This is a genomic window from Streptomyces sp. GQ60 (assembly GCF_059758875.1).
Map to the genome: position 1 here is coordinate 227,823 of NZ_JCAXEG010000006.1, position 26,753 is coordinate 254,575.

Consider the following 26,753-nt stretch of genomic DNA (forward strand, 5'->3'; position numbering starts at 1 on the left):
GAAAGGGTCGCGTCAAGGGGTCGCGCAAGGGTATGTTGCGATCGATGTCAGGGCGGAAGGAGCCACATGACGACGGGGCGCAGTGGACGTACGGTGCGGGACCTGCGAAGGGGCAACCGCAGTGCCGTGCTCCAGCAGTTGTACTTCGGCGGGCCCAGGAGCCGGCAGGAACTGGGCCCCGCGACCGGCCTGAGCTCGGGATCCGTCAGCAACGTGGTCGGTGAGCTCGTGGCGGACGGACTGCTGGAGGAGGCCGGCATCGTCGACTCCGACGGCGGCCGCCCGCGTACGCTGCTGCGCGTCGCTCCCGGCAGCGCGCACATGATCGGCATCGACGTGGGCGAAACCCGGGTCAGGGTCGAGCTGTTCGACCTCACCCTCACCGAACTGGCGCGTACCGAGCTGCCGTTGCAGCCTCGCGGCTGCTACGACGTCGGCCCGATCGTCGACCACGTACGGAGCGGGATCGCCACCGTCCTGGACCGGGCCGGGGTCGGGACGGACCGGCTCCTGGGCGTCGGCGTCGGCGTGCCCGGCATCGTCGACCGCGACGCGCCGGGCGGCGCCGTGGTCCACGGACAGACCATCGGCTGGGACGCGGTCCCGCTGGAGGCGCTGCTGCGGGCGACGGGAGCCGTGCCGCCGGAGGTCCCGTACATCATCGACAACGGGGCGCGCACGCTCGGCCAGGCGGAGATGTGGTTCGGCGCGGGGCGCGGGGCCCGGGACGCGGTGGTCGTGCTCTTCGGCTCCGGCGTCGGAGCGAGCCTGATCACCGACGGTTCCCCGGACGGCGCCACCACCGGGGGCGCACCGCTGGAGTGGGGCCACCTGACGGTGCAGGTCCGCGGGCGGCGCTGCCGCTGTGGAGCGCTGGGCTGCCTGGAGGCGTACACGGGGGCGGAATCGCTCCTGGCGCGCTGGGCGGAGCGGGGCGGCGGCGGGGAGGCGGTCGCGGGGGACGAGGAGGACGCCCTCGCCGCGCTGCTGGCGGCGGCCGGCGCCGGGGACGCGATCGCCCTGGACGTGCTCGACGAGACCGCGGAGTACCTGGGCGCGGGCCTGTCGGACGTCATCAACCTGTTCCAGCCGGAGCGGATCCTGATCGGCGGCTGGGCGGGCCTGATGCTGGGCCCGCACATCCTTCCGGCGGTACGGGAACACGCGACGCGCTACTCGCTGCGCCACCCGGCGGCCCGGGTCACCATCGACATGGGCTCCCTGGGCCCGGACGCGGTCACGGTGGGCGCGGCCACGCTCCCCCTGGCGGCCTTCTTCGCCACGGGCGGCCGCCGCACCCCGCCGGAACCCGCGACGGAAGCCCCGGGCTGGCAGACCGCCCTCCAGACCCGCGGCGGCTCCGCGGCGGCGGCGGGGCTGGCGTAGGCCGTGATCCTCCCCAAGATCCGGGACCCTCGCTTCGTGACGATCCGCCGGGGCGGGACGCTCACCGACGCGGACCATCACCTGCTCGCGCTCTGGGCGGCCACGTGCGCGGAACACGTCCTCGGCCTGTTCGAGGCCGTCCGGCCCGAGGACCCGCGGCCGCGCCAGGCGATCGAGCACGCCCGGGCGTGGGTGCGCGGCGAGGTCACGATGACCCGCTCACGCGCGGCGGGCGGCCATGCGATGGGCGCGGCCAGGGACCTGCGCGGGGCGGCCCGGCACGCCGCGTACGCCGCCGGCCAGGCCGGGGCCGTCGCCCACGTCGCCGCGCACGAACTCGGGGCGGCCGCCTACGCGATCAAGGCGGCACGGGCTGCCGCGCCGCAAGCCGAGGGCGAGGCCGCGGGGCGCCGGGAGTGCCAGTGGCAGCGAGATCAGCTCCCGGAGGCGATCCGCGAACTCGTGCTCGACGACCAGCGGTTGCGCAACGACATCTGCTGGTCGGCCTTCGACTGCTGAACGTGCGTGCCGTTCACGGTGTCCGGCTGAACCACGCCTCCGTCGACGGTTCGTACGACCGGGGGCCGCGCCGCCGCTTGGCGCTCAGCCCGAGTCGCGGACCACCAGCTCCGGGTCGAAGAGCACTTCCACCGGGTCGGGTGCCGCCGTGCCGGACACCCGGTCGAGGAGGAGGCGCACCATCTCCGCCGCCATTTCCTCCACGGGCTGGCGGACCGTCGTCAGGCGGGGCCTGGACGCCACCGCCGCGCCGGAGTCGTCGAAGCCGACCACCGCCACGTCCTCCGGGATCCGGCGGCCGTGTTCGCGCAGCACCAGGCAGGCGCCCTGCGCCATCAGGTCGTTCGCCGCGAACACGCCGTCCAGGTCCGGGTGTTCGGCCAGGAGCGCGCGCATCACGTGCTCGCCGCCGTCCAGCGTGAAGTCGGCCTCGGCCACCCGTACCGCCGTTCCGGCCAGCGCCTCCCGGAAGCCCGCCAGCCGGTCCCGGCTCGCCGGCACGTCCGCCGGGCCGCCGATCGCGACGAGACGCCGGCAGCCCCGGGCGAGGAGGTGCCGGGCGGCCAGCGCCCCGCCCTCGCGGTGGCGCAGGTCGACCCAGTCCAGCGGGACCCCGGGCGCCGGGCGGGCGAAGAGCACCGCGGGCAGGCCGGCGCGCGCGAGCATGCCGGGCAGCGGGTCGCGGCCGTCGGTGGTGACGAGCAGGGCTCCGTCCCCGCCGCCCTGGGAGAGGTACGCGAGCACCTGCGCGCGGTCCGCCTCCTCGTCGGCGAACAGCAGCACCGGATGCACCCCGCGCGGGCGCAGGGCCCGTACGACCCCGCTCACCACCCGTCCGAAGAAGGGGTCCTGGAACACCCGGCCGGTGTCCGCTCCCGCGCCCGAGACCACCAGCGCCACCGCACCCGAGCGCCGGGTCACGAGCGAGCGGGCCGCGCGGTTCGGCACGTACCCGGTGGCGGCGACGGCTTGCTGGACCGCCTGCTGGATGGCGGGGTCAACATTGCGGACCCCGTTGACCACGCGGGACACCGTGGCCCGGGACACCCCGGCGGCGCGGGCCACGTCCTCCAGGGTCGGGGCCGTGCCGGTGGCTGTTCCGGTGCCGGTGGCGGTGCCGGAGCCGATGCCAATGCCGGTACCCGTGCCGGAGCCGGTGGCCGTGCGCGCTGCGTCCATGGCGGCACTGTATCCGCCCTCCGCTCAGGCCTCCCTGAGCCCTCCCCCGGCCCTCCCTCGGCCTTCCCCGGCCCTCCCCCGGCCTTCCCTCGGCCCTTTCACAGACCCCTCTCGGATTTCCCTCAGACCTCTCTCAGACCTCGATCGCCCCACGGAGCGGCAGATCACCGGCGGTGCGACCGGCCAGGACGGTGAACCGCCCGGGCTCCGCCGTCCAGCCCCCGGCCTGCGTGGACCAGTGCTGGAGGGCCCGTGCGGGGATCCGTACGTACGCCGTCACCGGTTCCCCGGGCTCCGCCTCCGCGGCCGCCCAGCCCGCGAGCCAGCGCACCGGGCGTTCGACCGCCGAGTCCGGGCGGGACAGGTGGAGCTGGACGACCTCGCGACCGTGCCGGGTGCCGGTATTGCGGAGGGTCACCGGAACCTCGTAGCCCCCGCCGGGCGTCGGCTCGGGGGCGCCGAGACCCTCGAACTCCCAAGTGGTGTAGCTGAGTCCGTGCCCGAACCAGTACGCGGGGGCCGGTCCGGCCGAGCCCCTCCGCAGCCAGCCGCGGTGGCCGATGTGCAGGCCTTCTTCGTAGGGGAGTCGGCCGCCGGTGGGCTGCGTCGTGCGTACGGGTGCGTCGGCGAGCGCGGCCGGCCAGGTGGTGGGGAGACGCCCGCCCGGCTCGGCGAGGCCGAGGAGGACGTCGGCGAGTGCGTGCCCGCCCTCCTGGCCGGGGAACCAGGTGAGGAGGACGGCTCCGGCGGCTTCGCGCCAGGGCAGTTCGACGGGGCCGCCGGAGTTGACGACGACGACGGTACGCGGATTCGCGCGGGCGATCGCGGCCACCAACTCGTCTTGGGGCGACGGCAGTCGGAGCGATGACCGGTCGAGTCCCTCGGACTCGCCGCCCTCGGTGGTGCCGACGACCACGACGGCCGCGTCGGCCTCCCGGGCGGCGGCCACGGCGGCGGCGAGCGCCCGCTCGGGGTCGGGGAGGGGCGGCGCGGCGGTGAGCACGGTCGCCCGGCCCGTGCCCGGGACGAGTTCGCGCCGGGCCACGACGTGCACCGGGTGGCCGGCGGTGAGCTGGATCCGGGCGGTGTGCTGGGGCGGTCGGACGTGGATGACGGCCGGATCGGCGGTCTCGGGCGGGAACGCGCCGTCGAGCACGGCCGTTCCGTCGACGGCGAGGTGGAGTGCGCCGAAACCGCCGAGTCCGAGCGTCCAGGTTCCGCTCGTGTCCGGGTGGAGGACGGCGGCGAGCTCGACGGTGCGGGCGCCGGGCGGCAGTTCCGGCTCCAGCACCCGGCCGGAAGGCTGGTGGGCGGAGGCCAGCACCACCCCGTCGGCATCGAGCACGCGCAACCGCACCCCGGGGGCTCCGCCTTCCGGGTCGCGGGCGTACCGCGCGCTCAGCGGGGCCTGCCCGCCGCCGTCCCCGGGGGCGGGGCCGGGTTCGTAGGCGACCCGGACGTGCGGTCCCAGCGCGCTCCGCAGCCCGTCGAGCGGACTGGCCACGCGCTGCGGGAACACCTCGGAACTACCGCCGCCCTGGACTCGGGGGTCGTCGGCGTGCACCCCGATGACGGCGACTCCCCGGCCGCCCAACACTGCTCGCTCCAGGGGCAGTACCCCCCGGTTCTCCAACAGCACGAAGCTCGCGGCGGCAGCGGACCGCAGCTCCCGGCGCAGCGCGTCGGATGCGGGGGCCGGGAACGGGACGGGGGGCGGGGCCGAGGTCAGGGCCGACACCTGGGCGCCGGGCCGACCCGGGGGCTCCGCCGCCGGGCTCGAAGCCGGGGCCACCGGCTGGGGCAGGCCAACGGCCGGGAGGTGCGGAGCCGGACCCGAGACCGAGGCGGAGGAGGCTCCCGGGACCGGAGCCGGGGGCGGGAGCAGAGCCGAGGCCTCGGTGACCGGCGCCAGGGACGGATTCGAGGCCGGATTCGGGGCGGGATTCGGGGCCGGACTCGGGGCCGGACTCGGGGCCGGACTCGGGGCCGGACTCGGGGCCGGACTCGGGGCCGGGGAGGCGACCTCGGCCAGGGCAGGGTCCAGAGCCGCCCCCGGCCTCAGCCCCGGCCCCGGCCCCGGCCCCGGCCCCAGAGGTGCACCACCAGGGATGAGGGCCCCCACCCGGGATGCCAGGCGCAGGAGCCTGCGGGCCTTGTCCGCGACCGCCTCCTCCGGGACCCGACCGCCCGCCAGGGCCTCCCGTAGCGAATCCCCCCACGGACCGCGCGGGCCCGGCATCGCCAGGTCCTGCGCGGCGACGGCAGAAGCCACGGTGGAACGGACACCGCCCCAGTCGGAGACGACCGCCCCGTCGAAGCCCCACTCCCCCTTCAACGGCTCCGCGAGAAGGGAACTCTCGCTCATCGTCACCCCGTTGACCTTGTTGTACGCCGACATCACCAGCCACACCCCGGCCCGGACGGCGGCCTCGAAGGGCGCGAGGTAGAGCTCGCGCAGCACGCGCTCGTCGAGCCGTACGTCCACGGTCAACCGCTCCGCCTCGGAGTCGTTGGCCACGTAGTGCTTCGCCGTCGCGGCCACTCCGCGCGACTGGACCCCGCGGATGAGGGCCGCCCCCGTACGGCCCGCGAGCAACGGGTCCTCGGAGAAGCACTCGAAGTGGCGTCCGGCGAGGGGGCTGCGGTGCAGGTTGAGGGTGGGGGCGAGAACGACGTGGACGCCCTTGCGCCGGGCCTCGTCGCCGAGCAGTTCCCCGAGCCGGCGGACCCTGCCCTCGTCCCACAGCGCCCCGAGGGCGGTGGGCGAGGGCAGCAGGGCCGAGGTGAACCGCTCGTCCCAGCCGGGTCCGCGCACTCCGGCCGGACCGTCCGAGAAGACGATCTCCCGTAGTCCCACGTCCGGTTCGGGCCGGGTCCGCCAGGTGTCGGCCCCGGTCAGCAGCCGCACCCGCTGCTCGGGATCGAGCTTGTCCAGCAGTCGTTCCACGTCACCGTCGCGCACGTCCACCCCTTACACGCCGACCCCCGAACGTCGGGAGAGCGCTCTCCCGCATGATCCCGGCGCACCGGATCAACTGTCAACGGCCTCGGCGTACGCGGACTTGACCACGCGGACCGGGGCGCGGAGTTCGGCTCGCCGGATCACGGGGGCGGAGAGGCGGCGCGCACTGCGGCGAGCAGGCAGATCACACCGCATCCGAGTCCGAGGAAGAGCACGTCCGAGAGGTCGCCGGCGCTGACGGGGGCCAGGAGGTCCCGGTCCGCGTCCAGGGCCAGTCCACCCGCCCCGAACCGCCGCAGGTGGTAGCAAGGCGTGGTGCGCCGGCCGGCGAGGTCCGCACGCCGGCCGACCAGGCGGAGCCCGGTCCGGTGAGCCATGTGCGCACGATTACCGGCCAATGACGTGGCCGACGTGTGATCAAGGCTGTTGCGCGGAAGCGTCCTTGGCGAGAATCCCTCGATGGCTGCTCTCGAAGCGATATACGGAGTCCTGGGCGTACTGGGAGGCGCGACGATCGGTGCCTGGAGCACCGGGCGCCAGCAGCGGGGGGCGCAGAGGAGCATCTCGGCCACCGCGGCCGCCGAGAAGGACGCCCGGACGCTCGAACTGGCCCTGGAGACCACCTCCACCGCCCGCATCGCCACCCGAGCCTGGGCGCTGTTCATGGAACTCGCCGTACAGGACCTCGCGACCCCCCGGCCGGTGGATCTGGCCACCTTTGACAGCGAGTTGAAGTCCCTCCTCGGGGACGTGACCAACGCCCTCTTCCGCCTTGCCGCGATCCCCGGCATCCCTTTCGCCGAGGCACCGGCGGGCATGAACTCACCGCTGACCCACGCGACACGGACCGTCCGGGAGTCTCTGCTCCAGAAGGAGTCCGGCCGGAGCATCGAGGCCGTAGAGGCCGCCACACTGCTCGCGCTCGTGCGGGACGGCGCCGCCGACATGAACGAGACCTTCGTCCGGCAGACGGACCTCCTCACGGGTCGCACGCCTGCTCCCACCGCTTCGTCCGCACGTCACGATCTCCCCGACTACCTCACCCAGCCGGCGGGGTCCGCGTACGCCGTGCCGCTGCCGCTGCCGTCGCCGTCGCCGTCGCCGTCGCCGTACGAGACTCCCCGGCATCTTTCCGCGCCCGCACCTTCACAGTCCCCCTTCGAACCGTTCTGGTTCGCGGTCCCGGCACCCTGCCCCCTGTACACGCTGGAGGGAGCGGCCGCCCCGCCCCCTCGGGACCAGTTGCGGCCGGGCTCATGGCACCTGGCGATCGCCCGGCACCCATCAGGTCTGGTGGTCGCGGTGGACGACGATCTCTGTCTCGTCCTTCGCGCCACGGATGGCGTCCAACGACGCTAGCGGCGCCGGGCATTTGACGTCGTTTCCGCTGGTCAGCCGGATATCGCGGTGTTAGCCTGCGGCGATCCCAGGTGTGGGCACGACACGGGGTAATGCGTCACACAGGAGGCTCATATGTCACATCGCCAGGTCACCATCGTCACCGGAGGCAGTCGCGGTATCGGCGCCGCCACGTGCGTCCGGCTCGCCGCCGACGGGCACGACCTCGTCCTCGGCTACCTCCACGACGACGCGGCGGCCAAGGCCACCGCCGCGCGGGTGCGGGAAGCCGGCGCGCGGTGTGTGACCGTGCGCGGTGACACGTCCGAGGAGTGCGACGTGGAGCGGCTCTTCGACATCGCCGGAGCCGAGTTCGGTGCGGTGACCGGACTGGTCAACAACGCCGGGGTGACCGGCACCCCGGGCCGGCTGGCCGACGTCCGGGTCGAGGACCTGCGCCGCGTCCTCGACGTGAACCTGCTCGGGTACCTGCTCTGCTGCCGCCGGGCCGCCCGGGACATGGCCGCGTCGGGCGGTGGGGCGATCGTCAACGTCTCCTCCGCGGCCGCCACCCTCGGCAGTCCCGGCCGCTACGTCCACTACGCCGCGACCAAGGCCGCCACCGACACCCTGACCCTGGGCCTCGCCAAGGAGCTGGGCCCGGACGGGATCCGGGTCAACGCCGTGGCCCCCGGCATCATCGATACCGACATGCACGCCGCCATGGGCGAGCCCGACCGCCCGGCGCTGGCGGCGGCCGAGATCCCGCTCGGGCGGGCCGGGCAGCCGGTGGAGGTCGCCGCGGCCATCGCCTGGCTGCTGTCGGCGGACGCCGCGTACACGACCGGTACGGTCCTGCGCGTCGCCGGCGGGCGCTGAGCCTCCCCCGGCACCTCTCGGCCCCGTCCGCCGGAGGGACGGGGAGGTGTCAGCCTTCGCTCGCGAAGGCCGCGCGGGTGGCCGGGCCGTAGACGCCCGGCGGGTCGCCCTTGATGCTCCTGTTCTGCTGGAGCTGCCTGACGCCGCGCCGGGTCTGCTCGTCGTAGACCCCGGTGAGGGAGACGTACGTGAACCCTTGCGCGTGGAGCCGTTCCTGCAGGGCGCGCACCTCGGCCCCGCGGTCCCCCGGGCTCAGGGTCCCGTCCGCGTCCGGTGCCGGGCGCGTGCCCGTCGGGCCCGCGGGCTTCGGGTCCCTGCTCGTACTCGCCGACGGGCCGGAAGGGGGCCGGCCGGCGGCCGGAGCCGTCGCGGACGTGGCTCCGGGCGCGGTCGGGCGTGCGGACTCCCCGGCCGTCGCGGGTTCCTCGCCCGCACCCGGGCTGCGCTCGGGGAGGACCGGCACGGACAGGCCCGGCGGTGCCACGGCGCGCGGAGGCTCCTTGTCGGGGCCGCGCAGGAGGAACGCGACGGCCCCCGCCGCCCCGAGCGCGAGCAGGGCGAGCCCGACGAACGGGAGCCGGCTGCCCCGTCGGCCGGCCGCAGGTGTCGCCGAGGGCGCGGTCCCCGGTACGGGTTGCCACTCGGGCGCGTCGCGCGAAGGACCGGGCGCCTCGGGGGGCGGCCCGAAGCGCGTCGGTACGGAGATCCGCCCGGACTCCTCGGGCCAGGCCGGCGCGGAGGAGCTGGGCGCGGAGGAGGCGGGCACGGAGGAGCCGGGAAGCGGGCCCGAGGCGGCTACGTAGGGGCGTACGAGCAAGCGATCGTCGTCGGGCACGATCCCACTCTCATCGGGGTCAGGGGACATGGTTGTCTCCCGGCGGGTACGGGGGCCGGCGCGGCGGTGCGGTGTCGGCCCCCGTACCCGGCCGGTCAGGTCCTGCGCCGCCGGGCGACCAGGACCGTGCCGACGTCGGCGGCCGGAACACGGGCACCGCCGATCGCCGGGGGCGCGGCCGTGCACGCGCCGGCCCGGTCCCCGCCGGCCGGACCGCTCGCGCCGGGGACCGGGCCGGGCCCGGGGCCGGAGCCGGAGCCGGGGACCGGGCCGCGGATGGAGCCGCCGGAATCGAGCGCGAGGCGCCTCCCGGACGGAGCCGGGACCGGGGTCGGGGTCCCGGAGGCGCCGGGTGTGCGGGGCTTCGGGGCCGCGGGGGCGACGCCCTGCGCGAGGATGCCGCCCGGCCGGGCGGCGGCGCGGTTCGTGACCGCCCTCGTGGCGTGGGGGAGGGTCCTGGAGCCGTCCAGGCGCCACCGGACGGAGGCCGGCCCACCGGCGACGCCCTCGACGAAGCCGCCGACCGCTGCCGATGCGAGCGGAGAGCGGGCGGATCTGGGCATGTGAGGTATCTCCGAGGTGCGGCTCGTGCGGTGGCGCTCGACGCCCGGACGTCGCCGACAGGGGTCGGTCCGGGCGGTGATGTTCGATCGGCGCACTCTTTCCCCAGGACATGCCCCAGGTCAAGCCGGATGTCCGATCCACCCCATCCGCCCCGTCTGGGCATGTCCTCTTCAGCGGATCCCTCCCGTCGGGAGCGGCCCCTCCGCAGTCTGGACGGCTGACCGTCCGGAGGGCATGCGGCCCAGCGGACCGGCGGTCAACTCCCGCCCCAGGATCTACCGGTGGGCTCCCGGCCGCCTACCGCTGGTCGGCCGGTGAGGCGTCGCGGGAGTCGGCGCGACCCTCGGCAGCGGTGGCGGCACCGGTATCGCTGACGGCGGCCGCCGCGCCCGCGGCCACGACTGCCCGCGTGGCCGTGCGGGACGTGGCCGTGCGGGAAGTCGAGGTGACCCGGACGGTGACGGCCGCCAGGGCCATCAGGACGGCTCCGGCCAACGGGGCCGCCGGAACCGAGATCCCGTCGACCGCGAGACCGCCGGACAGCGCGCCCGCGGCGATGGCCAGGTTGAACATGGCCACCATGAGCGAGGACGCGGCCTCCGCGTCGTCCGGCGCCGCCTTGATCATCCAGCTCTGGAGACTGACCGAGACCCCGCCGTACACGAGCCCCCAGGCCAGCAGCAGCACCGTTCCGGCGACCGCTCCCGGCACCATCGCGATCAGCGCCAGGATCACGGTGAGGGCCGACCCGACCGTGAACAGCGTGCGGTACGGGTCGCGTGCTCCCGCCAGGAAGTTGCCGGCCACGCCCGCGATTCCGTAGCCGAGGAGGAGGGTGCTCACGTAGCCGGCGTTCACCCCGGACACGTCCTGCAGGATCGGCCGTACGAACGTGTACGCGGCGAACTGCCCGGTCACCACCAGGAAGGTGACGGTCACTCCGGCCCGGACCGCGCGGTTGCCCCGGAGCAGGGCGGGGAGTTGGGCGAAGGTGATGGTCCGGGTCGGCGGCAGCGGCGGCAGCAGCAGGAGCAGTGCGGCCAGGGTGAGGACTCCGAGCCCGCCCACGGCCGCGAAGGCGAAGCGCCAGCCGCCGACCTCGCCGAGCAGGGTCCCGGCGGGGACGCCGAGTACCGAGGCGGTGGGGACTCCGCCGAAGACGAGCGCGGTGGCCCGGCCGACGTGGTGTGCGGGGACGAGGCGGACGGCGAGGCCGCCTGCTATGGCCCAGAAGCCGCCGACGCTGACCCCGACGAGTACCCGGGCGGCCAGGAGCACCCCGAAGCCGGGGGCGACGGCGGCGACCAGGTTGGCGACGCCCATCAGGGCGATCAGAACGACCAGCACCCACCGCCGGTCGAGCCGGCCGGCGCCGACGGTGACGAGGGGCGCGCAGAAGCCCGCGACCAGCCCCGGCACGGTGACCATCAACCCGGCGGTGCCGTCGGACACGCCGAGATCGGCGCCTACGGGAGTGAGCAGGCCGACGGGCAGCAACTCGGAGGTGATGAGACAGAAGATCCCGAGCGACACCGCCCCTACGGCCCCCCATCCCCGCCACCCGGCGACGGCCTTGTCCGGCGCGACCGCCTTCTCGGGCGCGACCGCCTCGGCCGCCGCGGAGGCGGGCCCAGCGGGCGGTCCGGACCCGGGTACGGAGCCGGGGGCCGGGCCGGCGGCAGGGATCGGCGGGGGCTTCGGCGCCGGGGAGTGGGGTTCGTTGCCGGGCGCGGGGGCTGCGGTCATGAGGGCGGGACTCCGTACGAGGCAGGCAGGCGGGCGGGCAGGCGGGCAGGCGGGCAGGCGGGCGGCCCACCGGAGCGTCCCCGCCGGTCGGGTGGGGCGGGGTCCGGGGAGCCGGCACGGCAACGCGCAGCACCGGGGGTCGCGCCTCCCCCGGCATCCGCACTGTCGTTCCCCCCGAACCTTGTCCGGATTTCCCCGCCGGGTCCACCCCCGTCCACGTGCGCGTTCTCCCGGACCGGTGAACCTCCCGGCACGGCAGAAACGATCGCGGTGGGCTCACCGAACCGTTTCGGCAACGCCCACGGCGCCCTCCCCGGACCCCATGGCCTCCCCCGCCCCACCCACACGCGGCCGGGCGGAAACCCGCCCGCCCACCCGTGCGGCATGGTGGTTCGATGCAGTTGCGCCGGGCCCTGCCCCTCTCCCTCGTCGCCCTCCTCGCGAGCGCCGGCTGCGTGTCGGTCGGCGGCCCGCAGGTTTCCGATGTCCCCGCGCGTGGCTCCGTACCGCCCGCCGACGCTCCGGAACTCGGCCCCCCGGCCGACCCGTCCTCGGCCGGGAGCTCCTCCCCCGCAGCCGGTGCGGCCGGGCTTCCCGCCGAGTCGCTGCCCCTCGGCGAACTCCCGGCGCAGGCCGGCGCCGACCGCGCGGACGCCGACCGGGACGGCGGACACGGACCGGCCCCCCGGCCCGCCGCCGAGGCCCCCCGCCCGGCGGCCGAACGGCGCGCGAAGCCGGCCGCGCCGCACCGCGCGCACCCGCCCAAGGCGGCCGCCGCCCGACCTGACCGCCCCGCGCGGAACCCCGTGCCGCTGCCCCGCACGGAGGAGTGGTGCACGGCCGCGGAGGACACCCTGCCGCCTTCCATCGTGGATCTCTGCGTCCGCCAGTCAGGCCGCTGACCTGCTCCGACGGGCGCATATTCTGGGCTCGCTTGACTCTCACACCGTGTCAGGGCCTGCACTGGAAGGCGTCATGTTCACCATCGGAGACTTCGCCAAGCACGGCCGGGTATCGGTCCGCATGCTGCGTCACTACGACGCCCTCGGACTGCTGCACCCGGCCCGTGTCGACCCCGCCAGCGGCTACCGCTCCTACGAGGCCGGGCAGCTCGCCCGCCTCAACCGTGTCATCGCGCTCAAGGAGCTCGGCTTCAGCCTGGAACAGGTGGGGTCGATACTCGACGAGCTGGTGAGCGCGGAGGAGCTGCGGGGCATGCTGCGGCTGCGGCAGGCGGAACTGGAATCGGCCATGGCCGCCGCGGCGGCCCGGCTGACCCAGGTCGAGACGAGGCTCCGGATCATCGAGAACGAGGGAACCATGTCTTCCATCGACGTCGTCGTGAAGAGCCTTCCGCCCGTCCGTCTCGCCGAGTTGAGCGGGGTGGCGGGCAGCTACGAGGGGCAGGACATCGGCCCGGTCATCGGCCCGCTCTTCGAGGAGCTGTGCCGCCGCTTCGAGGCGGCCGGCGTCACGCCGACCGCCCCGGGAACCGCGTACTACGAGGACGCCGTCGAGCTGGAGCGGCCGGGCGCCGTCCTGGTCCATGCCGGGCTGCCGGTGGCCTCCTCCGTGCGCGCCGAGGACCTCGGGGGCGACGTACGGATCGTCGTACTGCCCGCGGTCGAGCGGGCGGCAACGGTCGTGCACCGGGGTTCGATGGACTCCGTCCTGCCGGCCTCGCAGGCCCTGGCCCAGTGGATCGACGCGAACGGGGAGCGCTCCGCCGGCTATGCGCGCGAGGTGTCCCTGGCCGTCCCGGACGACCGGAACCAGTGGGTCACCGAGCTCCAGGAGCCGCTCGGCGCCTGAGGTTCCACGCCCCCGGTTAGGCTCCGCTGGTGCAACGCGTACTCGTGGTCGGCATCAGCGGAGCCGGCAAGTCGACCCTGGCCCGGGAGTTGGGACGGCTGCTCGCGCTGCCGTACCACGAGATGGACGAGCTGCACTTCTCCGGGCCGGGGTGGGCCGTCAGCCCGTCCTACGTCGCGGACCTGGCGCGGATCGCGGAGGGCGACCGGTGGATCCTCGACTCCCACGGGCCCGCGGCCGCGCGCGAGCTGCTGTGGCGGCGGGCCGACACCGTGGTGTGGCTGGACCAGCCGCGCCGTACGGTCATGCGCCGGGTGCTGGTGCGCTCGCTGCGCCGGAGCCTGCTGCGGGAGCGGCTGTTCGGCGGCAACCGGGAGCGGTGGCGGGAGTGGCTGCTCGCCGACCATCCCGCGTGGTGGGCCTGGTCCCAGTACGGGGCCCGGCGTGCGGAGATCGGCGGGCTGGCGGGCGACGCGCGGTTCGCTCCGCTGCGGGTGGTGCGGCTGCGCTCCTCGAAGGCCGCCGAAGCCTGGCTGCGGTCTCAGCGACCGGCCGGGCGGCCGCCCGTCACGTAGGCGCGACCGCGTGCGGCGCCCCGTACGGCGCCCCGAACCGTTCCGCGCCGGGCCGTGCGCAGCCGGCGCATGGTGGCGTGGCCGCGACGGCGCCACTCCGCCCGCGGCAGACCGGCGCGCTGGCCGCCGCCGGTGATCAGGGCGTTGACCGGTGCGTGCGGGTCGGCGGCGAGCCCCCTGGCCACCAAGACCCCGACCACGAGCGGGACCAGGGCCACGGCGAGCGCCGAACCGGCGGTGGTCACGTGCTGCTGCATGCGCGGGCGGCTCGCGGTGGGCGCGGTGGCAGTGGCCGTGGCAGTGGCAGTGGCGGTGCCGGTCTCGGAGGTCATGCCCCCATTCGATCAGCGGAAGCGGTCCCGGGAATCGGGCCGGATACTCAGGCCGTTGGGTGTGAGGTACTCAGAAGCGGGACCGGACGGGACCGCACGGACCGGACGAGGGGACAGCCGTACGTGAACACACCCGGGCAGGGCTTCGAACCGGCGAGCGGCGACGGCCCCGCGCCCTCCGGGGTGGGGCGGGCGGCGGAGCTCCGTACCGCCTACGAAGGCCTGTTGCAGATCCGGCGGCTCGTCAACGGCCCGTCGGGCGCGGGAGTTCCCGCCCCGTGGGAACTCCGGCTGATGCCGCGCGCGGTGGCCCTCGTTCTGGAGGCGGCGGGCCTGCCACCGTCGGCGCGGGATCCGCAGGACCCCGGCGGGCCGCGCACCCGGACCGGGTACCGGGTGGGCCCCGCCGCGTCCGGGGAGGGCCGGGTCGAGGTGACCTGGCTCGGCCCGCCGGGCGGCGGCGCGGCCGAGGAGGAGCAGGACCGCCTGACGGCCTGCGCGGCCGCGCTCGAACGGCTCGGCTGGGTCTGCCTGCTGTACCGCGGCCCCCGTCGCCGCCGTTTCCTGGAGGTCGAGCCGCCGCCGGCTCCCTGACGCCGCCGGCGGCTCCTGCGCCACCTCGACCTGGTGACCGGCCGCCGCGACGGACGCAGCGTGATCTACGGGCTTCACGACGCGCACGTGGTGGCCCTGCTCCAGCAGATCCTGGCGCACGTCCACCACGGCGGCCGGGCGTAGGAAGCACCACGGCGGCCGGGCGTAGGAACCGCACCGGCCGCCGCGTTCGGGAACCGCTCCGGCTACGGCGCGCCGAAGGTGAGCGTCAGGCGCGGGGAGCCCTCGTTGGCCGGGGCCTCCGAGGACCACAGCCACAGCGCGTCCGTCCCGGCGCTGCTCAGCGCCAGGCCGTAGGCGCTGCCGAGCGCCCCCGCGACAGCGGTCTTGTCCAGGCCGGTCGTGTGGACGGCCGACCCCTCCGGGACGCCCGCGAAGCTGCCGAGCGCCGGGCCGCCGAGTGCCGGGCGGTTGGCGTACGTGGTCCCGGCCTCCGTCCAGGAGCCGGTGACCGGGACCACGGACACCGTGTCCGTCGTGCCGGCGCCGGTCATGGTGCTGGTCTTGACGCTCAGCGTGGCCGCCTTGAGCACCGTGCCGGCCGGCGCGGCGGGCAGGTTGAACCTCAGGTAGCTCGCGTAGAACGAGGTTCCGCGGACCGCGAGCGAGCCGGACGTCCCGTAGTTGGTGCTCGGGGCGCCCGCGTTGGCGTACGTGTCCTCCGCGGCCTGGACCTCGACGACCGAGTCCGCCGGAGCGGAGGCCAGGGTGTGGTGGTTCTGCACCTGGGCCGCGCTCAGGACCGTCGGGTACACGGCGGTCTCGTCGAGCAGGCCCGCCCAGTACTCGCTGATCGGACGGTCCGGCCAGCCACCGAGGCTGTCGCCGCCGACGTGCCAGTAGCCCGCGAAGTTCTCGTGCGCGGTGACGCCCAGCGTGCCCTTCTGGACTCCGTCCACGTACAGGGTCATGCCGCCCGGGCCCTGGGTCGCGACGACGTGGTGCCACTGGTTGTCGTTGTACGCGGCGGCGGTCGTGACGGTGCGGGTCCCGCCGGTGTAGACGCCGTAGACGAGCCGGCCGTCGTTGGTCATGTAGATGTGCTTGTCGTACTGACTGCTGCCGCGGGACTGGTTGTTGCCGAATCCGATGAGCTTGCCGCCCCTCGTGGTGTCCGTCTTGAACCAGGTCTCGATGCTGTAGGTGGAGCCGACGTTCTGGCGGCGGTCCCCGTACACCTGGGTGTCCGTGCCGTCGAAGCCGATGGCCGTGCTCGCGCCCGTGAGCGCACCGGGCGTCTGGCGCAGGGCGGGGGCGTTCAGGTGCACGCCGCTCTGGTTGCCGCCGTCCGAGGAGTCCGCGACGAAGGGCAGGGCCGACTCGTCGTAGCGCCAGAACAGCTGGGCGCCGTCGGCGCGGACCGCGCTGGGGTACGCGTCGGCCGAGTTCGGCACGGTCACGCTCGCCGTCGCCGACAGGGCGCTGGTGTTGCCGGCCGCGTCGGTGGCGGTCACCCGGTAGGTGTAGGACTGCCCCGCGGTGACGGTGGTGTCGGTCCAGGAAGCCTGCGGGCGGCGGAAGAAGAGCGAGTCCGCCTCCACCGTGGCGATCGGCGTGGCCGCGCCGTTGCGGTAGACCTTGTACGTGAGCGTGCCGTCGTCCAGGTCGAGGCTGGTGCGCCAGCGCACCTGCACCTCACCGGGCTCGAAGCTCACGGCGCTCGCCACCGGGACGGTGGGCGCACCCGTGTCCCCGGTGGAGGCGAAGCGCGTCAGGCTCTGCTGCGCCGCACCGTTGACGGTGGTGAACTCGCCGCCGACCCAGAGGTACTGGACGCCGCCCTTGGAGCCGACCGCCATCACGCGCGGGCCGATGCCCTCGCCGATGCCGTCGTTGGTGTCGGGAGCCCAGCCCAGCTTGCCGGTGGCCGTGGTCGGCTGGGCGAGCAGGTGGTGGCGCTGGCCGTCCGGGAACTCGCCGATGCCGGAGCAGTCGTGCGCGTGCGAGGCGCTGTAGAGCACGTCCTGGTACGGGAGCACGGCCTGGGTCGCGCCGAGGCAGGTGTCGCGCCAGCGCTGGCCGAAGTCGCTCAGGTTCAGCGCGATGCGGCCGTCGAAGACGCCTCCGCCCGTCCCCTCGTTGGCGGTGTAGAAGCCGGTCGCGTCGGTGGCGATGTCCTTGACCACCGAGTTGGTCTCGACGAAGCCCGGGTAGGCCTTGGTGACGGCGCCGCTCGTCGCGTCGACGACGGCCAGGGCGTGGCTGTTCGTACCGCCCACGGTGAAGAAGTCGCCGCCCAGGACCAGGTGCTCGCCGTCCGGGGTGAGCTCGACGGCCCTGCCCGGCTCGTCGGCGTTCGCGGTGAACGGCTTCAGCGTGCCGTCGGCCGCGGCGACGGCGGCGAACCGCTCGCGGGGCTGGCCCGCGACGGTGAGGAAGTCGCCGCCCGCGTACACGGTGTCGCCGGTGACGGCGAGGGCCCGGACGGTGGCCGCGAAGGCGGGCCGGAAGTCGGTCTTCACGGTGCAGGTCGCCACGTCGATCGCGGCGATGCTGGAGACCGCGGTGCCGTTGACGGCGCCGAAGTAGCCGCCCGCGTACAGGGTCGCCTTGTCCGGCGAGAGGACCAGGGCGCGGACGGTGGCGGTGCCGGTGCCCACGGTGAAGGACAGCTTGCAGGCGGTCGGGGCTCCCGTCGCGGCGTCGAGCGCCGCGAAGTTCACCGCCTCCTGCTCGGTGCCGGCGGCGCCGTCCGGCGGGCGGACCGCGGAGAAGGTGCCGCCGACGAAGACCTGGTCGCCCGCCTCTGCCAGGGCCCAGACGACCCCGTTGGCCTGCCAGGTGGGCAGCTCGTCGGCGGTGAAGGCCACCGGCGGGGTGATGGCCGCGGCTTCCTCGACGAAACCCGTGCCCACGGCCGTGCAGGTGCCGGCCAAGGCGAGGGTGAGGGCGGTGGCCAGCCCTCTGGATCTACGCATGAACCCCCCAGTTCGGTGTGCGCGGCGCGGCGCCGCGCTGTGCTGCGCGACGCGGTGCGCGTCATTTCGGAGTACGGAGTCGAGCGCGGAATCCAGAATGCGGAATCCCGGCTGCGACATGTGGAATGGCCGGAAGCTATCGTACGGATGTCCATGGCCGCGACCACGGGCACCCTCAGGGGAATGCCGGTTCCGCTCAGCGCACTTGACGCATCGGATCCCGCATCGCACCACTCGGCGCGCCCCGGGCCCGGCCGCCCGGCCCGGGCCGCCCGGTCCGACGGCCTGACACGGGCCGCTGCGGGGACACCGGACCCGCCCGTCCGGAACTTGGGACGGACGGCCCGTTCTCGCGATTGCCGCCCCACCCGGGCCCGCGTCCCTCTACCGTGCCCTGGGGGACGACACAGGCACGGGCAGACAGGCACGGGCAGGAGCGCACGCCCGGGGACGTACGCGGGCGCGGGACCGGAGGGGCGGAGCGGTATGAGCGACGACGAAGACACGCGGCTGGCGGGGATGACCCCCGAGATCTCCCGCCGCACCCTGACCCTCCTCCGCGGTCTGGCCGGGCTCGAGCCGCCGGAGCAGGTGCCCGAGGAGGCGATGATCACCGCCGACGAGGTCCTCGCGGAGTACGGCACCGACGGGCTCCGCGTGCTGGTGGTGACCCTGGCGTCCTGGGCGACGGCACAGATCGAGAACGTCTCCGAACTGAGCGGGCGCAGCCACGAGGCCGTCCTCGACGCCATGGAGCTGGCCTGCCTGGAGGCCGGCGCAGAGGAGTAACCCGGGAGAAGCCGGGGATCGGCTGGGGCGGCTTGGCCGTGCCTCCGGGCCGCGCTTCCGGGTCGCGGGGTTTACGTCGCCGAAAATCGGACAATTCTCCGGAGGCGGACACCCCGGATTCGGTCCGGCGTCGGCGACACTGGGGGGAGCGGGGGGTCCCGATCGGAGGCCGTCGTGAGCACACCTTCCCCCATCCGGATCGCTGCCGTCCTGTCGACCGAACACCGCGGACGGCTGATGTCGCACGCCCGCGAGGTCAATTTCCGCGAGGGCGCGCGGATCTTCGACGAGGGCAGCCGGGCGGAGTCCTTCTGGATCGTGCGCTCCGGCACGGTGACCCTGGAGATCCCGGTGCCGGGCCGCCGGCCCACCCCCATCGAGAGCCTGGGCCCCGGAGAACTGGTCGGCTGGTCGTGGCTGTTCCCGCCGTACGTGTGGCAGTTGGGCGCCGAGGCCATGACACCGGTCCGCGCGTACGAGTTCGACGCCACGACCGTGCGGATGCTCATGGACGCCGATCCGGCCTTCGGGTCCGCCCTCGGCCACTGGGTCGGTCGGGTCCTCGCGCTGCGGCTGCACCAGACCCGTACCCGCCTCATCGACACGTACGCCCCCCGCCTCGCCGCGAGCTGACCCCGGGCGGGTTCGGGCCGATTCCGCCGACCGCTCCCCCACAGGTCAGCCCTGCGCACCCCGCTGCGGTCTGCGGTCATGCGTGCGCACTGCGTGACGAGAAGTAGAGGTGCGAACGGGCGTTCCGGTTCCACATGGGCAAGACTCGCGTCCGTTATCCGACGCAACGACGCGAGGAGTGTTCGACATGCGATCCGTCACCAGGACCCTGGCACTTTCGTCCGCCGCCATGGGGCTCACGGCCCTCACCGCCCTGGCCGGCTCGGGAGCCGCCGGAGCCGTGCCCGCCGGCGGCGAGAGCCTGTACGCCCCGTCCGCACTCGTCCTGAGCGTCACCGACGGCGAGGACGCGGCGAGCGGTACGGTGCTGCGCGCGGTCACCCTGGTCTGCGCGCCCCGGCCCGGCGGAACCCACCCCGCCCCGGACGCGGCGTGCGCCGAGTTAGAGGCCTACGCCCCCGAGCTGGACGCGCTCGCCGAGCCGCGCCACGACGCGACGTGTACCCGGGAGTGGAGCCCGCTCACCGTCACCGCCGAAGGCGTGTGGCAGGGCCGCCGGATGAACTACTCCTACACCTACGCGAACCCGTGCGCCCTGTGGAACAGCAACGGCACGGTCTTCACCATCTGAGCCGGGGACAAGAGGTAGGGGACACGCGGCTGGCGACACCAGGCCGGGGATCAGCCCAGCTCCAGACTCGTGACCCCGTACATGCCGGTCAGGTCCAGATCCGGCTCCTGGCCGGTGTACATCCGGGCGGTCTCGAACGTCGGGGTCAGGGCCAGTCCGCCCAGCAGGGCGGCGGCTCGCGGATGGGCGTCCGGTACGTCCACGGCGACCTTTCCGTCGGCGGTCCGCTCCGCGAGCCGGTGCAGCAGGGCGGTGGCGACGGCCGGGTCGGCGGCGTAGAGCGGGCCGATCCGCGAGGCACCGCTGCTCGGCCGGACGACACCGAGCCCCACGACCCGGCCGTCCCGCACCGCGGCGAGGGCGGCGCGGCCGGGCAGGCCGACCCAGGCAGCGAGGAAGGCGTCGCGCGGGGCGGGAAAGAACCTCCGGTCGTACGCGGCGAGTTGGCCGAAGGGCAGGGTGGCCGCGTCCACGATCCGTACCCCGGGCGCCGTCGCCTCCGCGGGGTCCCCGGCCCGCGGCACCCCCTCGTGGCGGACGTTGTTCCAGGCCGAGCGGAAGCCGGACTTGCGGTAGTTGTGCTGCTGCTCGACCACCCCGTCCAGCCCGACGAGCCGCCCGTCGAGCCGTTCCATTCCGGCCTTCCACAGCCGGATCCCGAAGCCCTGGCCGCGTACCTCGGGGCGGGCGATGTAGAAGCCGATGAAGCCGAAGCCGGCGCCGTGCCGGACGGCCGAGATGCAGGCGACGGGCTCCCCCCGGAGCCGTCCGACGAGGAATCCGCCCGGATCGGCGACGGAGAACGCGAACCGGTCGGAGTCCCCCGGGTTCCAGCCCTCCTCGTCGGCCCAGTCACGGAGCAGCCCCATGTCGGCGGCGCTCGCGGCGTTGATCTCGAATCCAGCGAATCCCGTCATGTCCGATGTTGTACCAGATGCGCCGCTGCGGGCCGTGCGTCGAGGCGCGAGGCCGGCCAGGGGTGCACGGCCGCCCCTGGCCGGCGCCCCGTCCGGGCTCAACCGCCCGTCAGGAGGCTGGTGAACGCCGCGCGATCGGCCTCCCGGTGCAGATCGCTCACCTGCCCGTCGCCCACCTCCACGACCCGCCAGACCCCGTCCGCGCGCAGCGCGAGGTCGGTGGTGACGAAGGCGCAGCCGAGCTCCGAGACGGCGGCCCGGACCCGTCCGAGGTCGGGCGCCACGACCGCGGCGCAGGGACTGTCGGGGTGGGCGGTGACCAGCCCGGGTTCTCCGTCGCGCCACCAGACCCGCACCTCGGTGGCCGCGCCCTCGGCGGCCGTGAACGGTTCGAAGGCGCGCAGCACCACCCCGCCGGCCAGGTCTTCGCCCTGCAGTTCCACGAAGCGGTTCACCACGCGGTGGACGGCGGCCCGGTCCGCGAGATCGGGCAGGTGGCAGGCCTCCGCCCACTGGTGCTTGCGGGACTTGACGTAGTCCTTGACGATGCCGGCGCGGGACGGGAGGGCCGCGGCGGCGTCCGCGAGCCGGTCCGGCTCCGGTGTCTTCCCGGGAGGTGTCGCCAGCCACCGGCTGGTCGGGGTCAGTCCGGCGAACGCCTCGTACCAGCCGGGGAGTTCATGGGCGCGCCGGTACGCGTCCGGGGTGACCCGCAGTTCGCCGCCGCGCTCGCGCAGGGCCGCGTCGAGATCGGCGTACCGTCCTGCCGGGATCATCCACCCCCGGTACCAGAGGGCCCCCGCCCCGGCGGGCACCCGGGCCACGGCCCGGCGCGCGTCCCCGGCGAGCAGCGCGTCGTGGTCGATGAGCCCGATGGCGCTTCCCGCGGCGCGCACCGCACGGGCCTCCTCGGCGAAGTGGGCGTCGGGCCGGCGCTCGTTCAGCGGATCGGAGCAGTACAGGACGGTGGTCGGCATGCCGACACCCTACGGACCTCCGCGCGCGGCCGGTCCCCGGATTCACCGGCCGCCCACCGCAACGATGTGATCACCACGGGAACCGGAGCACCGGATGACCGGAGTGCCGGTGTCGCCGAAACCCTGTGGAGAAGGCCGTCGGGGCTCCCTAGAGTCGGCGCATGGGAAAGCCGCTCGTCGCAGTGTTCAGTGGGGCCGGGATGTCCACCGATTCGCGGATCCCCGACTACCGGGGGCCGCAGGGGTTGTGGCGCCGCGAGGCCGACGCCGAGAAGCTGGTGACGTACGCGTATTACATGGCCGACCCGGAGATCCGGCGCCGGTCCTGGCTGATGCGCGCCGAGATCGGAGCCCTGGAGCCGCGGCCGAACGCCGCGCACCTCGCCGTCGCCGAGCTGGAGCGTGCCGGGGTCCCGCTGCGGGTGATCACCCAGAACGTGGACGGGCTGCACCAGCTCGCCGGGACCTCCGCGCGCAAGGTGTTCGAACTGCACGGCACGGCGCGGGCCGTGGTGTGCACGGTCTGCCGTGCCCGTACCGGGATGGACGAGGCGCTGGCCCGGGTGTCCGCCGGGGAGCCGGATCCGGCCTGCCTCGGGTGCGGCGGGATCCTGAAGGCGGCGACCGTGATGTTCGGGGAGCGGCTGGACCCCGAGGTGCTCGCGCGGGCCGTCTCGGTCGCCAAGGGCTGCCAGGTCTTCGTGGCCGTGGGGTCGACGCTCCAGGTGCAGCCCGCGGCCTCGCTGGCCGGGATGGCCGCGGAGGCCGGGGCCCGCCTGATCATCGTGAACGCGCAGGAGACCCCGTACGACTCCCTCGCCGACGAGGTGATCCGCGAGCCCATCGGGACGGCGCTGCCCGCCCTGCTGGCGCGGATCGCCGCGGACGGCGGGGACGTGCTCTAGGCCGTCTCAGCCCGCGTCGGCCGCCCGCTGCATCTCCGCCACGTCGAGCTTCTTCATCTTCATCATCGCGGCCATCGCCCGCGCGGCCCGTCCCGGGTCGGGGTCGGAGATCAGCTCGATGGCCCCGGCCGGGATGACCTGCCAGGACAGTCCGAACTTGTCCTTGACCCAGCCGCAGGCGGATTCCTCGCCGCCGTCGCCGGTCAGCGCCTCGTAGTAGTAGTCCGCCTCCGCGTCGTCGGCGCAGTGGATCTGGAAGGAGACGGCCTCGGTGAAGGGGAACTGCGGGCCGCCGTTGAGGCCGACGAACCGCTGGCCGTTGATCTCGAACTCGACGACCATGACCTCGCCCGCGACGCCGGGGCTCCCCTCGGGGTAGCGGCCGGTCCGGCCGCGCTTGCCGTCCTTGAAGACCGACAGGTAGTAGTCGGCGGCGGCCTCCGCCTCGCCGTCGAACCACAGACAGGTGGTAAAGGGGTTGCTCGCCATGGCTGCCTCCGGAGTGCGTGGGGGCGGGGAGTCCGTCCCGCACATACGGACCGGTCCCGGCCCCGAAACTCATCGGTGGGGCCGGGACCGGTCCGTATCCAGTCCTGAGTGCACTCTCACGGGTCACATGTCGAGCATGCGATCGACGATCCGGCGCGCCGCCTGACCGTCGTCCAGGTCGCAGAACTCCTCGCGGAACGCCGCCCGCGCCTGCGCGTACTGCGCCCCCACCGCGTCCGCGTTCCGCACGGCCTCGATCAGACTCTGCGAATCCCTGAGCAGCGGGCCGGGGGCCTTCTTCTCCAGGTCGAAGGTGAAGCCGCGGAGCGTGTCCCGGTAGTGCTCCAGGTCGTACGCGAAGAGCAGGATCGGCCGGTCGGTGTGCGTGAAGTCGAAGATCGCGGAGGAGTAGTCCGAGATCAGCACGTCGGCGACGAGCAGCAGGTCGGTGGGGTCGGACCAGCGCGACACGTCGACGACGAACCCGTCGCGGACGCCCTCGCGCACCTGCTCGGTGACCTTGTGGTGGCCGCGGATCAGCAGGACGTGGTCCTCGCCGAGCTCACGACGGGCCGCGTCCAGGTCGATCTGCAGGTCGAGCTTGTAGCCGGAGGTGAGCGTCCAGCCCAGGCGGTTCTCCCGCCACGTGGGCATGTACAGGACGACCTTCTTGTCCTCCGGCAGACCCAGCCGCCTGCGGACCTCCGCGATCCGCTGCGCGTCGGGCCGCACCAGCGCGTCGGTGCGCGGACTGCCGGACTCGATGACCTCGCCGTCGTAGCCGAGCGCCCGCTTCAGGACCGGGGTGGCGTACGAGCCCGGGGAGGCGAACAGCGACCACTGGGCGCTGTCGTGCTCCAGCGCGTCCAGCGCCTCGGGGCTGGTGTAGTAGTCGTGCATGAAGTCGTGGCCGATCTGCTTCAGCGGCGTACCGTGCCACGTCTGCACGACGGTCTGCCCGGGGCGCCGGGTGAAGGCGCGCGGCACGCTGTCGTTGACCACGTAGTACCGGGCCCGCGCGAGCACGTCCCAGGATTCGAGGCTGTCGTACTGGACCGCGCGGGCGGTCTCCGGGACCTCGGCGCGGCCGTCGCGCACCAGCCAGACGTGTTCCAGCTTCTCGCCGCGCCGCAGCAGTTCCTCGTGGATGGCGAGCGGCGAGTCGCCGCCGCCGTACCCCTGGAAGGCGTCGTAGACCACGATGTCCTTGACCGGGAGGGCGCGCTGCGCCGGGTACGTGACATCGCGCGCGATCCGCTGCGCGTAGCGCGAGCGGTCGTGCGGGCTGATCATCGGGTCGGCGGTCAGCGCGACCCGGTCGTAGAGGCGGGATTCGACGCGTATGCGGCGGCCCCGGGCGGTGACGGCGTGGGGTCCCGTGTGCAGGGCGGCCGGGGAGAACTGCAGTGGAGCGCCCCGGTCGACGCCGAGGAGGCCGGCGGTGGACCCGCCCTGGGAGACCGGGCGCAGCGTGGGCCACCAGCGGCCGTGCGGCAGCGGGGTGCGGCCGGCCCGGCTCTCGGGGAGCACCGGCTCGAAGGAGGCTTCGAAGGTGTCGCCGTCCCGGGTGACGGGGTAGCTGAACTCCAGGCCGGCCGGGTCGTGCAGGACCAGCTCGTACGGCTCGTCCAGGGGTGCGAGGAAGCGGCCCCGCAGCGTCAGGGAGCCTTCCTCGGCCTCGACGGTGTCGACCAGCGGCGGGGAGAACTGGACGGAGAGGATGAGGTGTCCGGTGGTACCCCGCTTGGCGAAGAGGGTGCGGCCGGGCTCCTCGCCGGGCAGGGCGACGACGAGTCCGGCGAAGCCGGCGCGCTCGTCGTGCGCCAGCCGGTGCTCGGCGCCGTCGGCCCCGGTCACGGACAGGCTCCACGGCTCCGGGGTCCACTCGCCGGGCACGCCCGGGGCGTCCGGGACCGCGGCCAGAGCATCCAGCGGCACGCGCGCGGTGAAGGGGATCCGGCCGCCCGTGACGGCGGGGGCGGTCGCCAGCGGGAAGTCGAGCACGGTTCCGGTGGAGACGTGCACCGCGCGCAGGGACGCTCCGGCGCCGACCTCGGCCGCGAGTTCGCCCGACACCTCAAGGGCGTCGTCGCCGACCGGGCGGACGTCCAGGGCCCGGGCCCGGACGATTTCCACCTGGACGCTCAGGGAACCGACGGCGCTCAGGACGATCCGCACGTCCGGGGCGACCCAGTGCGCGGGCGGGTTCTGTCCGCTGTCGTGCTCGCCGCCCTTGAGCCGGGCGCGGTGCAGGCCTCCGGCGCCGGTGACGGCGACGGAGGTGCTCCACACGCCTTCGTTCCACTTGCCGCCCGTCTGGAAGGCGGCGGGGTCGACGACGGCGGTGAAACCGGCCCAGTCGGCGTGGCGCAGGGCGAGGTGCGGGGAGTTCACGGTGGCCATCGGGGAGGCGACCGTACGGGTGGTGACGACGCTGCGGCGGCGCTTGCCGTTCTCGCGGAAGACCAGCATCTTGCGGGAGCCGAGGCGGCTCTCGGCGCCCAGGTGACCGGGCAGGGCGTAGCCGCGGAGCAGCAGTTTGCCGTCGGCCCAGTGGGCCTGCTCCACGCGGCTGACGACGCGGCGTTCGCGCGGGCCGAGGGTGAGGACCTTGGCGGGGACGGGCGCCTTGAGGAAGGGGTAGTCGGCCTGCGGGCGGGCCAGTCCCTTGACCGGCACGCTGTAGGTGAAGTCCCGCTGGTGCTGGACGAGGGCGACGAACTCCTCGATCCGGCCCTCCCCGGCGAGGTAGGCCTTGAGCCGGTCGGCGACCGTCAGGTCGGGCCACGGTCCGGTGCCGATCTCCCGGATGAGGCCGCCGGCCTCCTTGGCGAAGGCGGCCCGGAACTCGGCGCCCGCCTCGGGGACGTACTTGTAGATGAGCGGGAGTTCCTCGCTCAGCACGTTGCGGTCGTAGTCGCGCAGGTAGCGGCTGTGGGCGGCGCCCTGCTTGGCCTGGAGGGCTTCGCGGACCAGTCGGACGGAGGCCACCCGGTCGATGACCGAGACCGGGTCGGTGGAGCGCTGGGTGATGGAGCGCTCGCCCGTTTCGCGGACCCGCCAGTGGTAGACGCACTCGCCGATGACGTCGACGCTCTTGGCGAAGTAGTGCGCGGGAATCGAGACGGGGGCGTCCTCGTAGAGGATGCCTTCCGGGTACTGGAAGGAGTGCTCGTCCCAGAAGCTGCGCCGGTAGACCTTGTTCCACGCGGTGCGGTCGGTGACCAGCGCCGGGAGCTTGGAGATGTGCGTCTTCAGCCGGGTCTCGGCGAAGGCGGTGCGGTGTCCCCAGGACTGCTGCATGCCGACGGAGCGGAAGCGCTTGACGTTGCCGGCCGCGAAGTCGGAGCCGGTCGCGTCGAGGGCGTCGATCATGCGCTGGTAGGCGTACGCCGGCATGGTGTCGTCGCTGTCGACGAAGGCCAGGTACTCGCTGTCCGGGCTGATGTGGCGGGCGCCCACGTTGCGGGCCGCGCCGAGTCCCGCGTTCTTCTGGAGCACCAGCCGGAAGCGGTCGTCCCGGTCGGCGAACGCCTGGGCGAGTGCCGCACTGCCGTCGGTGGATCCATCGTCGACGAGCACGACCTCGAAGTCGTCGAATGTCTGTGCCGCGATGGACTCCAGGCACTCGTCGAGATAAAGCTCGACGTTGTAGACGGGGACGACGATACTCAAGCGCGGGGGCATGGGCGGCGAGTTCTCCAGCTTAATAACATTATTGATGATCAGCCGATTACAGCATCTTACTCTGT

The 26,753-nt window shown here is 74.2% G+C and carries 24 protein-coding genes; 12 read left to right on the top strand and 12 right to left on the bottom strand.

Annotation, left to right across the window (positions count from 1 at the left end; genetic code table 11):
* Positions 1–66: 66 nt before the first annotated feature.
* On the top strand, positions 67–1,386 hold the full coding sequence (locus AC6CKD_RS17415; protein ID WP_498328369.1) for an ROK family transcriptional regulator: 1,320 nt from the start codon (positions 67–69) through the stop codon (positions 1,384–1,386).
* 3 nt (positions 1,387–1,389) lie between these two features.
* The gene (locus AC6CKD_RS17420; protein ID WP_498328370.1) at positions 1,390–1,905 is read left to right on the top strand and encodes a putative immunity protein; all 516 of its coding nucleotides are present in this window, start codon (positions 1,390–1,392) and stop codon (positions 1,903–1,905) included.
* 84 nt (positions 1,906–1,989) lie between these two features.
* Here the strand turns inward: AC6CKD_RS17420 and AC6CKD_RS17425 are convergent, their stop codons facing one another.
* The 3 genes from AC6CKD_RS17425 to AC6CKD_RS17435 form a co-directional block, all read right to left on the bottom strand.
* A complete protein-coding gene (locus AC6CKD_RS17425; RefSeq protein ID WP_498328371.1) occupies positions 1,990–3,084 on the bottom strand; it encodes a LacI family DNA-binding transcriptional regulator in 1,095 nt (364 codons plus the stop codon).
* Positions 3,085–3,217: 133 nt separating this feature from the next.
* The gene (locus tag AC6CKD_RS17430) at positions 3,218–6,046 is read right to left on the bottom strand and encodes a glycoside hydrolase family 3 C-terminal domain-containing protein (RefSeq protein ID WP_498328372.1); all 2,829 of its coding nucleotides are present in this window, start codon (positions 6,044–6,046) and stop codon (positions 3,218–3,220) included.
* A 140-nt stretch (positions 6,047–6,186) separates the two neighbouring features.
* The gene (locus AC6CKD_RS17435) at positions 6,187–6,423 is read right to left on the bottom strand and encodes a hypothetical protein (RefSeq protein WP_498328373.1); all 237 of its coding nucleotides are present in this window, start codon (positions 6,421–6,423) and stop codon (positions 6,187–6,189) included.
* Between the two features lie 82 nt (positions 6,424–6,505).
* Here AC6CKD_RS17435 and AC6CKD_RS17440 point away from each other — a divergent pair, with 82 nt between their 5' ends.
* Together AC6CKD_RS17440 and AC6CKD_RS17445 are read left to right on the top strand one after the other, a co-directional pair.
* Complete coding sequence (locus AC6CKD_RS17440; RefSeq protein WP_498328374.1) at positions 6,506–7,405, top strand: hypothetical protein; 900 nt, start codon at positions 6,506–6,508, stop codon at positions 7,403–7,405.
* Between the two features lie 114 nt (positions 7,406–7,519).
* Positions 7,520–8,263 carry a glucose 1-dehydrogenase gene (locus AC6CKD_RS17445; protein ID WP_498328375.1) on the top strand — a complete coding sequence of 248 codons (744 nt, stop codon included), beginning with the start codon at positions 7,520–7,522 and terminating at the stop codon, positions 8,261–8,263.
* Between the two features lie 49 nt (positions 8,264–8,312).
* Here AC6CKD_RS17445 and AC6CKD_RS17450 read toward each other — a convergent pair whose 3' ends face one another.
* The 3 genes from AC6CKD_RS17450 to AC6CKD_RS17460 form a co-directional block, all read right to left on the bottom strand.
* A complete protein-coding gene (locus tag AC6CKD_RS17450) occupies positions 8,313–9,098 on the bottom strand; it encodes a peptidoglycan-binding domain-containing protein (protein ID WP_498328376.1) in 786 nt (261 codons plus the stop codon).
* 95 nt (positions 9,099–9,193) lie between these two features.
* Positions 9,194–9,661 carry a hypothetical protein gene (locus AC6CKD_RS17455; RefSeq protein ID WP_498328377.1) on the bottom strand — a complete coding sequence of 156 codons (468 nt, stop codon included), beginning with the start codon at positions 9,659–9,661 and terminating at the stop codon, positions 9,194–9,196.
* A 298-nt stretch (positions 9,662–9,959) separates the two neighbouring features.
* A complete protein-coding gene (locus tag AC6CKD_RS17460) occupies positions 9,960–11,408 on the bottom strand; it encodes an MFS transporter (RefSeq protein WP_498328378.1) in 1,449 nt (482 codons plus the stop codon).
* 395 nt (positions 11,409–11,803) lie between these two features.
* On the opposite strand from AC6CKD_RS17460, the gene AC6CKD_RS17465 reads away from it, so the two are divergent.
* The 3 genes from AC6CKD_RS17465 (at position 11,804) to AC6CKD_RS17475 (ending at position 13,795) form a co-directional block, all read left to right on the top strand.
* Positions 11,804–12,310 carry a hypothetical protein gene (locus AC6CKD_RS17465; RefSeq protein WP_498328379.1) on the top strand — a complete coding sequence of 169 codons (507 nt, stop codon included), beginning with the start codon at positions 11,804–11,806 and terminating at the stop codon, positions 12,308–12,310.
* A gap of 73 nt (positions 12,311–12,383) precedes the next feature.
* A complete protein-coding gene (locus AC6CKD_RS17470; RefSeq protein ID WP_498328380.1) occupies positions 12,384–13,220 on the top strand; it encodes a MerR family transcriptional regulator in 837 nt (278 codons plus the stop codon).
* Positions 13,221–13,249: 29 nt separating this feature from the next.
* Positions 13,250–13,795, top strand: coding sequence for a P-loop NTPase family protein (locus AC6CKD_RS17475; RefSeq protein WP_498328381.1), 546 nt, complete (start codon positions 13,250–13,252; stop codon positions 13,793–13,795).
* Here the strand turns inward: AC6CKD_RS17475 and AC6CKD_RS17480 are convergent.
* Positions 13,762–14,127 (bottom strand): hypothetical protein, encoded by a 366-nt coding sequence (locus AC6CKD_RS17480; protein ID WP_498328382.1) that lies wholly within the window; start codon positions 14,125–14,127, stop codon positions 13,762–13,764. The two genes, AC6CKD_RS17475 and AC6CKD_RS17480, sit on opposite strands and share 34 nt — an antisense overlap.
* Positions 14,128–14,250: 123 nt before the next feature.
* On the opposite strand from AC6CKD_RS17480, the gene AC6CKD_RS17485 reads away from it, so the two are divergent.
* Entirely contained in the window at positions 14,251–14,721 is a 471-nt protein-coding gene (locus AC6CKD_RS17485) for a hypothetical protein (RefSeq protein WP_498328383.1), read from the top strand.
* Positions 14,722–14,927: 206 nt separating this feature from the next.
* Here the strand turns inward: AC6CKD_RS17485 and AC6CKD_RS17490 are convergent, their stop codons facing one another.
* On the bottom strand, positions 14,928–17,660 hold the full coding sequence (locus AC6CKD_RS17490; protein WP_498328384.1) for a DNRLRE domain-containing protein: 2,733 nt from the start codon (positions 17,658–17,660) through the stop codon (positions 14,928–14,930).
* A gap of 486 nt (positions 17,661–18,146) precedes the next feature.
* On the opposite strand from AC6CKD_RS17490, the gene AC6CKD_RS17495 reads away from it, so the two are divergent.
* The 3 genes from AC6CKD_RS17495 to AC6CKD_RS17505 all read left to right on the top strand — a co-directional run bounded on the left by AC6CKD_RS17495 (position 18,147) and on the right by AC6CKD_RS17505 (position 19,713).
* On the top strand, positions 18,147–18,449 hold the full coding sequence (locus AC6CKD_RS17495; protein ID WP_498328385.1) for a hypothetical protein: 303 nt from the start codon (positions 18,147–18,149) through the stop codon (positions 18,447–18,449).
* 174 nt (positions 18,450–18,623) lie between these two features.
* Complete coding sequence (locus AC6CKD_RS17500) at positions 18,624–19,082, top strand: Crp/Fnr family transcriptional regulator (protein ID WP_498328386.1); 459 nt, start codon at positions 18,624–18,626, stop codon at positions 19,080–19,082.
* 187 nt (positions 19,083–19,269) lie between these two features.
* Positions 19,270–19,713, top strand: coding sequence for a subtilase-type protease inhibitor (locus AC6CKD_RS17505; RefSeq protein WP_498328387.1), 444 nt, complete (start codon positions 19,270–19,272; stop codon positions 19,711–19,713).
* Positions 19,714–19,763: 50 nt separating this feature from the next.
* Here AC6CKD_RS17505 and AC6CKD_RS17510 read toward each other — a convergent pair whose 3' ends face one another.
* Together AC6CKD_RS17510 and AC6CKD_RS17515 are read right to left on the bottom strand one after the other, a co-directional pair.
* Positions 19,764–20,630 carry a GNAT family N-acetyltransferase gene (locus tag AC6CKD_RS17510; protein ID WP_498328388.1) on the bottom strand — a complete coding sequence of 289 codons (867 nt, stop codon included), beginning with the start codon at positions 20,628–20,630 and terminating at the stop codon, positions 19,764–19,766.
* Positions 20,631–20,728: 98 nt separating this feature from the next.
* The gene (locus tag AC6CKD_RS17515; RefSeq protein WP_498328389.1) at positions 20,729–21,607 is read right to left on the bottom strand and encodes an ATP-grasp domain-containing protein; all 879 of its coding nucleotides are present in this window, start codon (positions 21,605–21,607) and stop codon (positions 20,729–20,731) included.
* A 161-nt stretch (positions 21,608–21,768) separates the two neighbouring features.
* Between AC6CKD_RS17515 and AC6CKD_RS17520 the strand changes: the two genes are divergently transcribed.
* Positions 21,769–22,512: an SIR2 family NAD-dependent protein deacylase gene (locus AC6CKD_RS17520; RefSeq protein ID WP_498328390.1), complete on the top strand. Its 744-nt coding sequence runs from the start codon at positions 21,769–21,771 to the stop codon at positions 22,510–22,512.
* Positions 22,513–22,518: 6 nt separating this feature from the next.
* Here AC6CKD_RS17520 and AC6CKD_RS17525 read toward each other — a convergent pair whose 3' ends face one another.
* Entirely contained in the window at positions 22,519–23,001 is a 483-nt protein-coding gene (locus tag AC6CKD_RS17525) for a VOC family protein (RefSeq protein ID WP_498328391.1), read from the bottom strand.
* Positions 23,002–23,124: 123 nt separating this feature from the next.
* Positions 23,125–26,676 carry a bifunctional glycosyltransferase/CDP-glycerol:glycerophosphate glycerophosphotransferase gene (locus AC6CKD_RS17530; RefSeq protein WP_498328392.1) on the bottom strand — a complete coding sequence of 1,184 codons (3,552 nt, stop codon included), beginning with the start codon at positions 26,674–26,676 and terminating at the stop codon, positions 23,125–23,127.
* Positions 26,677–26,753 lie beyond the last annotated feature (77 nt).

Excerpts from the sequence above, each read along its gene's own strand:
- AC6CKD_RS17510 (WP_498328388.1), bottom strand. The coding sequence starts at position 20,630 with ATGACGGGATTCGCTGGATTCGAGATCAACGCCGCGAGCGCCGCCGAC.
- AC6CKD_RS17505 (WP_498328387.1), top strand. The coding sequence starts at position 19,270 with ATGCGATCCGTCACCAGGACCCTGGCACTTTCGTCCGCCGCCATGGGG.
- AC6CKD_RS17520 (WP_498328390.1), top strand. The coding sequence starts at position 21,769 with ATGGGAAAGCCGCTCGTCGCAGTGTTCAGTGGGGCCGGGATGTCCACC.
- AC6CKD_RS17495 (WP_498328385.1), top strand. The coding sequence starts at position 18,147 with ATGAGCGACGACGAAGACACGCGGCTGGCGGGGATGACCCCCGAGATC.
- AC6CKD_RS17440 (WP_498328374.1), top strand. The coding sequence starts at position 6,506 with ATGGCTGCTCTCGAAGCGATATACGGAGTCCTGGGCGTACTGGGAGGC.
- AC6CKD_RS17460 (WP_498328378.1), bottom strand. The coding sequence starts at position 11,408 with ATGACCGCAGCCCCCGCGCCCGGCAACGAACCCCACTCCCCGGCGCCG.
- AC6CKD_RS17445 (WP_498328375.1), top strand. The coding sequence starts at position 7,520 with ATGTCACATCGCCAGGTCACCATCGTCACCGGAGGCAGTCGCGGTATC.
- AC6CKD_RS17470 (WP_498328380.1), top strand. The coding sequence starts at position 12,384 with ATGTTCACCATCGGAGACTTCGCCAAGCACGGCCGGGTATCGGTCCGC.
- AC6CKD_RS17415 (WP_498328369.1), top strand. The coding sequence starts at position 67 with ATGACGACGGGGCGCAGTGGACGTACGGTGCGGGACCTGCGAAGGGGC.
- AC6CKD_RS17515 (WP_498328389.1), bottom strand. The coding sequence starts at position 21,607 with ATGCCGACCACCGTCCTGTACTGCTCCGATCCGCTGAACGAGCGCCGG.
- AC6CKD_RS17480 (WP_498328382.1), bottom strand. The coding sequence starts at position 14,127 with ATGACCTCCGAGACCGGCACCGCCACTGCCACTGCCACGGCCACTGCC.
- AC6CKD_RS17525 (WP_498328391.1), bottom strand. The coding sequence starts at position 23,001 with ATGGCGAGCAACCCCTTTACCACCTGTCTGTGGTTCGACGGCGAGGCG.
- AC6CKD_RS17465 (WP_498328379.1), top strand. The coding sequence starts at position 11,804 with ATGCAGTTGCGCCGGGCCCTGCCCCTCTCCCTCGTCGCCCTCCTCGCG.
- AC6CKD_RS17425 (WP_498328371.1), bottom strand. The coding sequence starts at position 3,084 with ATGGACGCAGCGCGCACGGCCACCGGCTCCGGCACGGGTACCGGCATT.
- AC6CKD_RS17435 (WP_498328373.1), bottom strand. The coding sequence starts at position 6,423 with ATGGCTCACCGGACCGGGCTCCGCCTGGTCGGCCGGCGTGCGGACCTC.
- AC6CKD_RS17455 (WP_498328377.1), bottom strand. The coding sequence starts at position 9,661 with ATGCCCAGATCCGCCCGCTCTCCGCTCGCATCGGCAGCGGTCGGCGGC.
- AC6CKD_RS17490 (WP_498328384.1), bottom strand. The coding sequence starts at position 17,660 with ATGCGTAGATCCAGAGGGCTGGCCACCGCCCTCACCCTCGCCTTGGCC.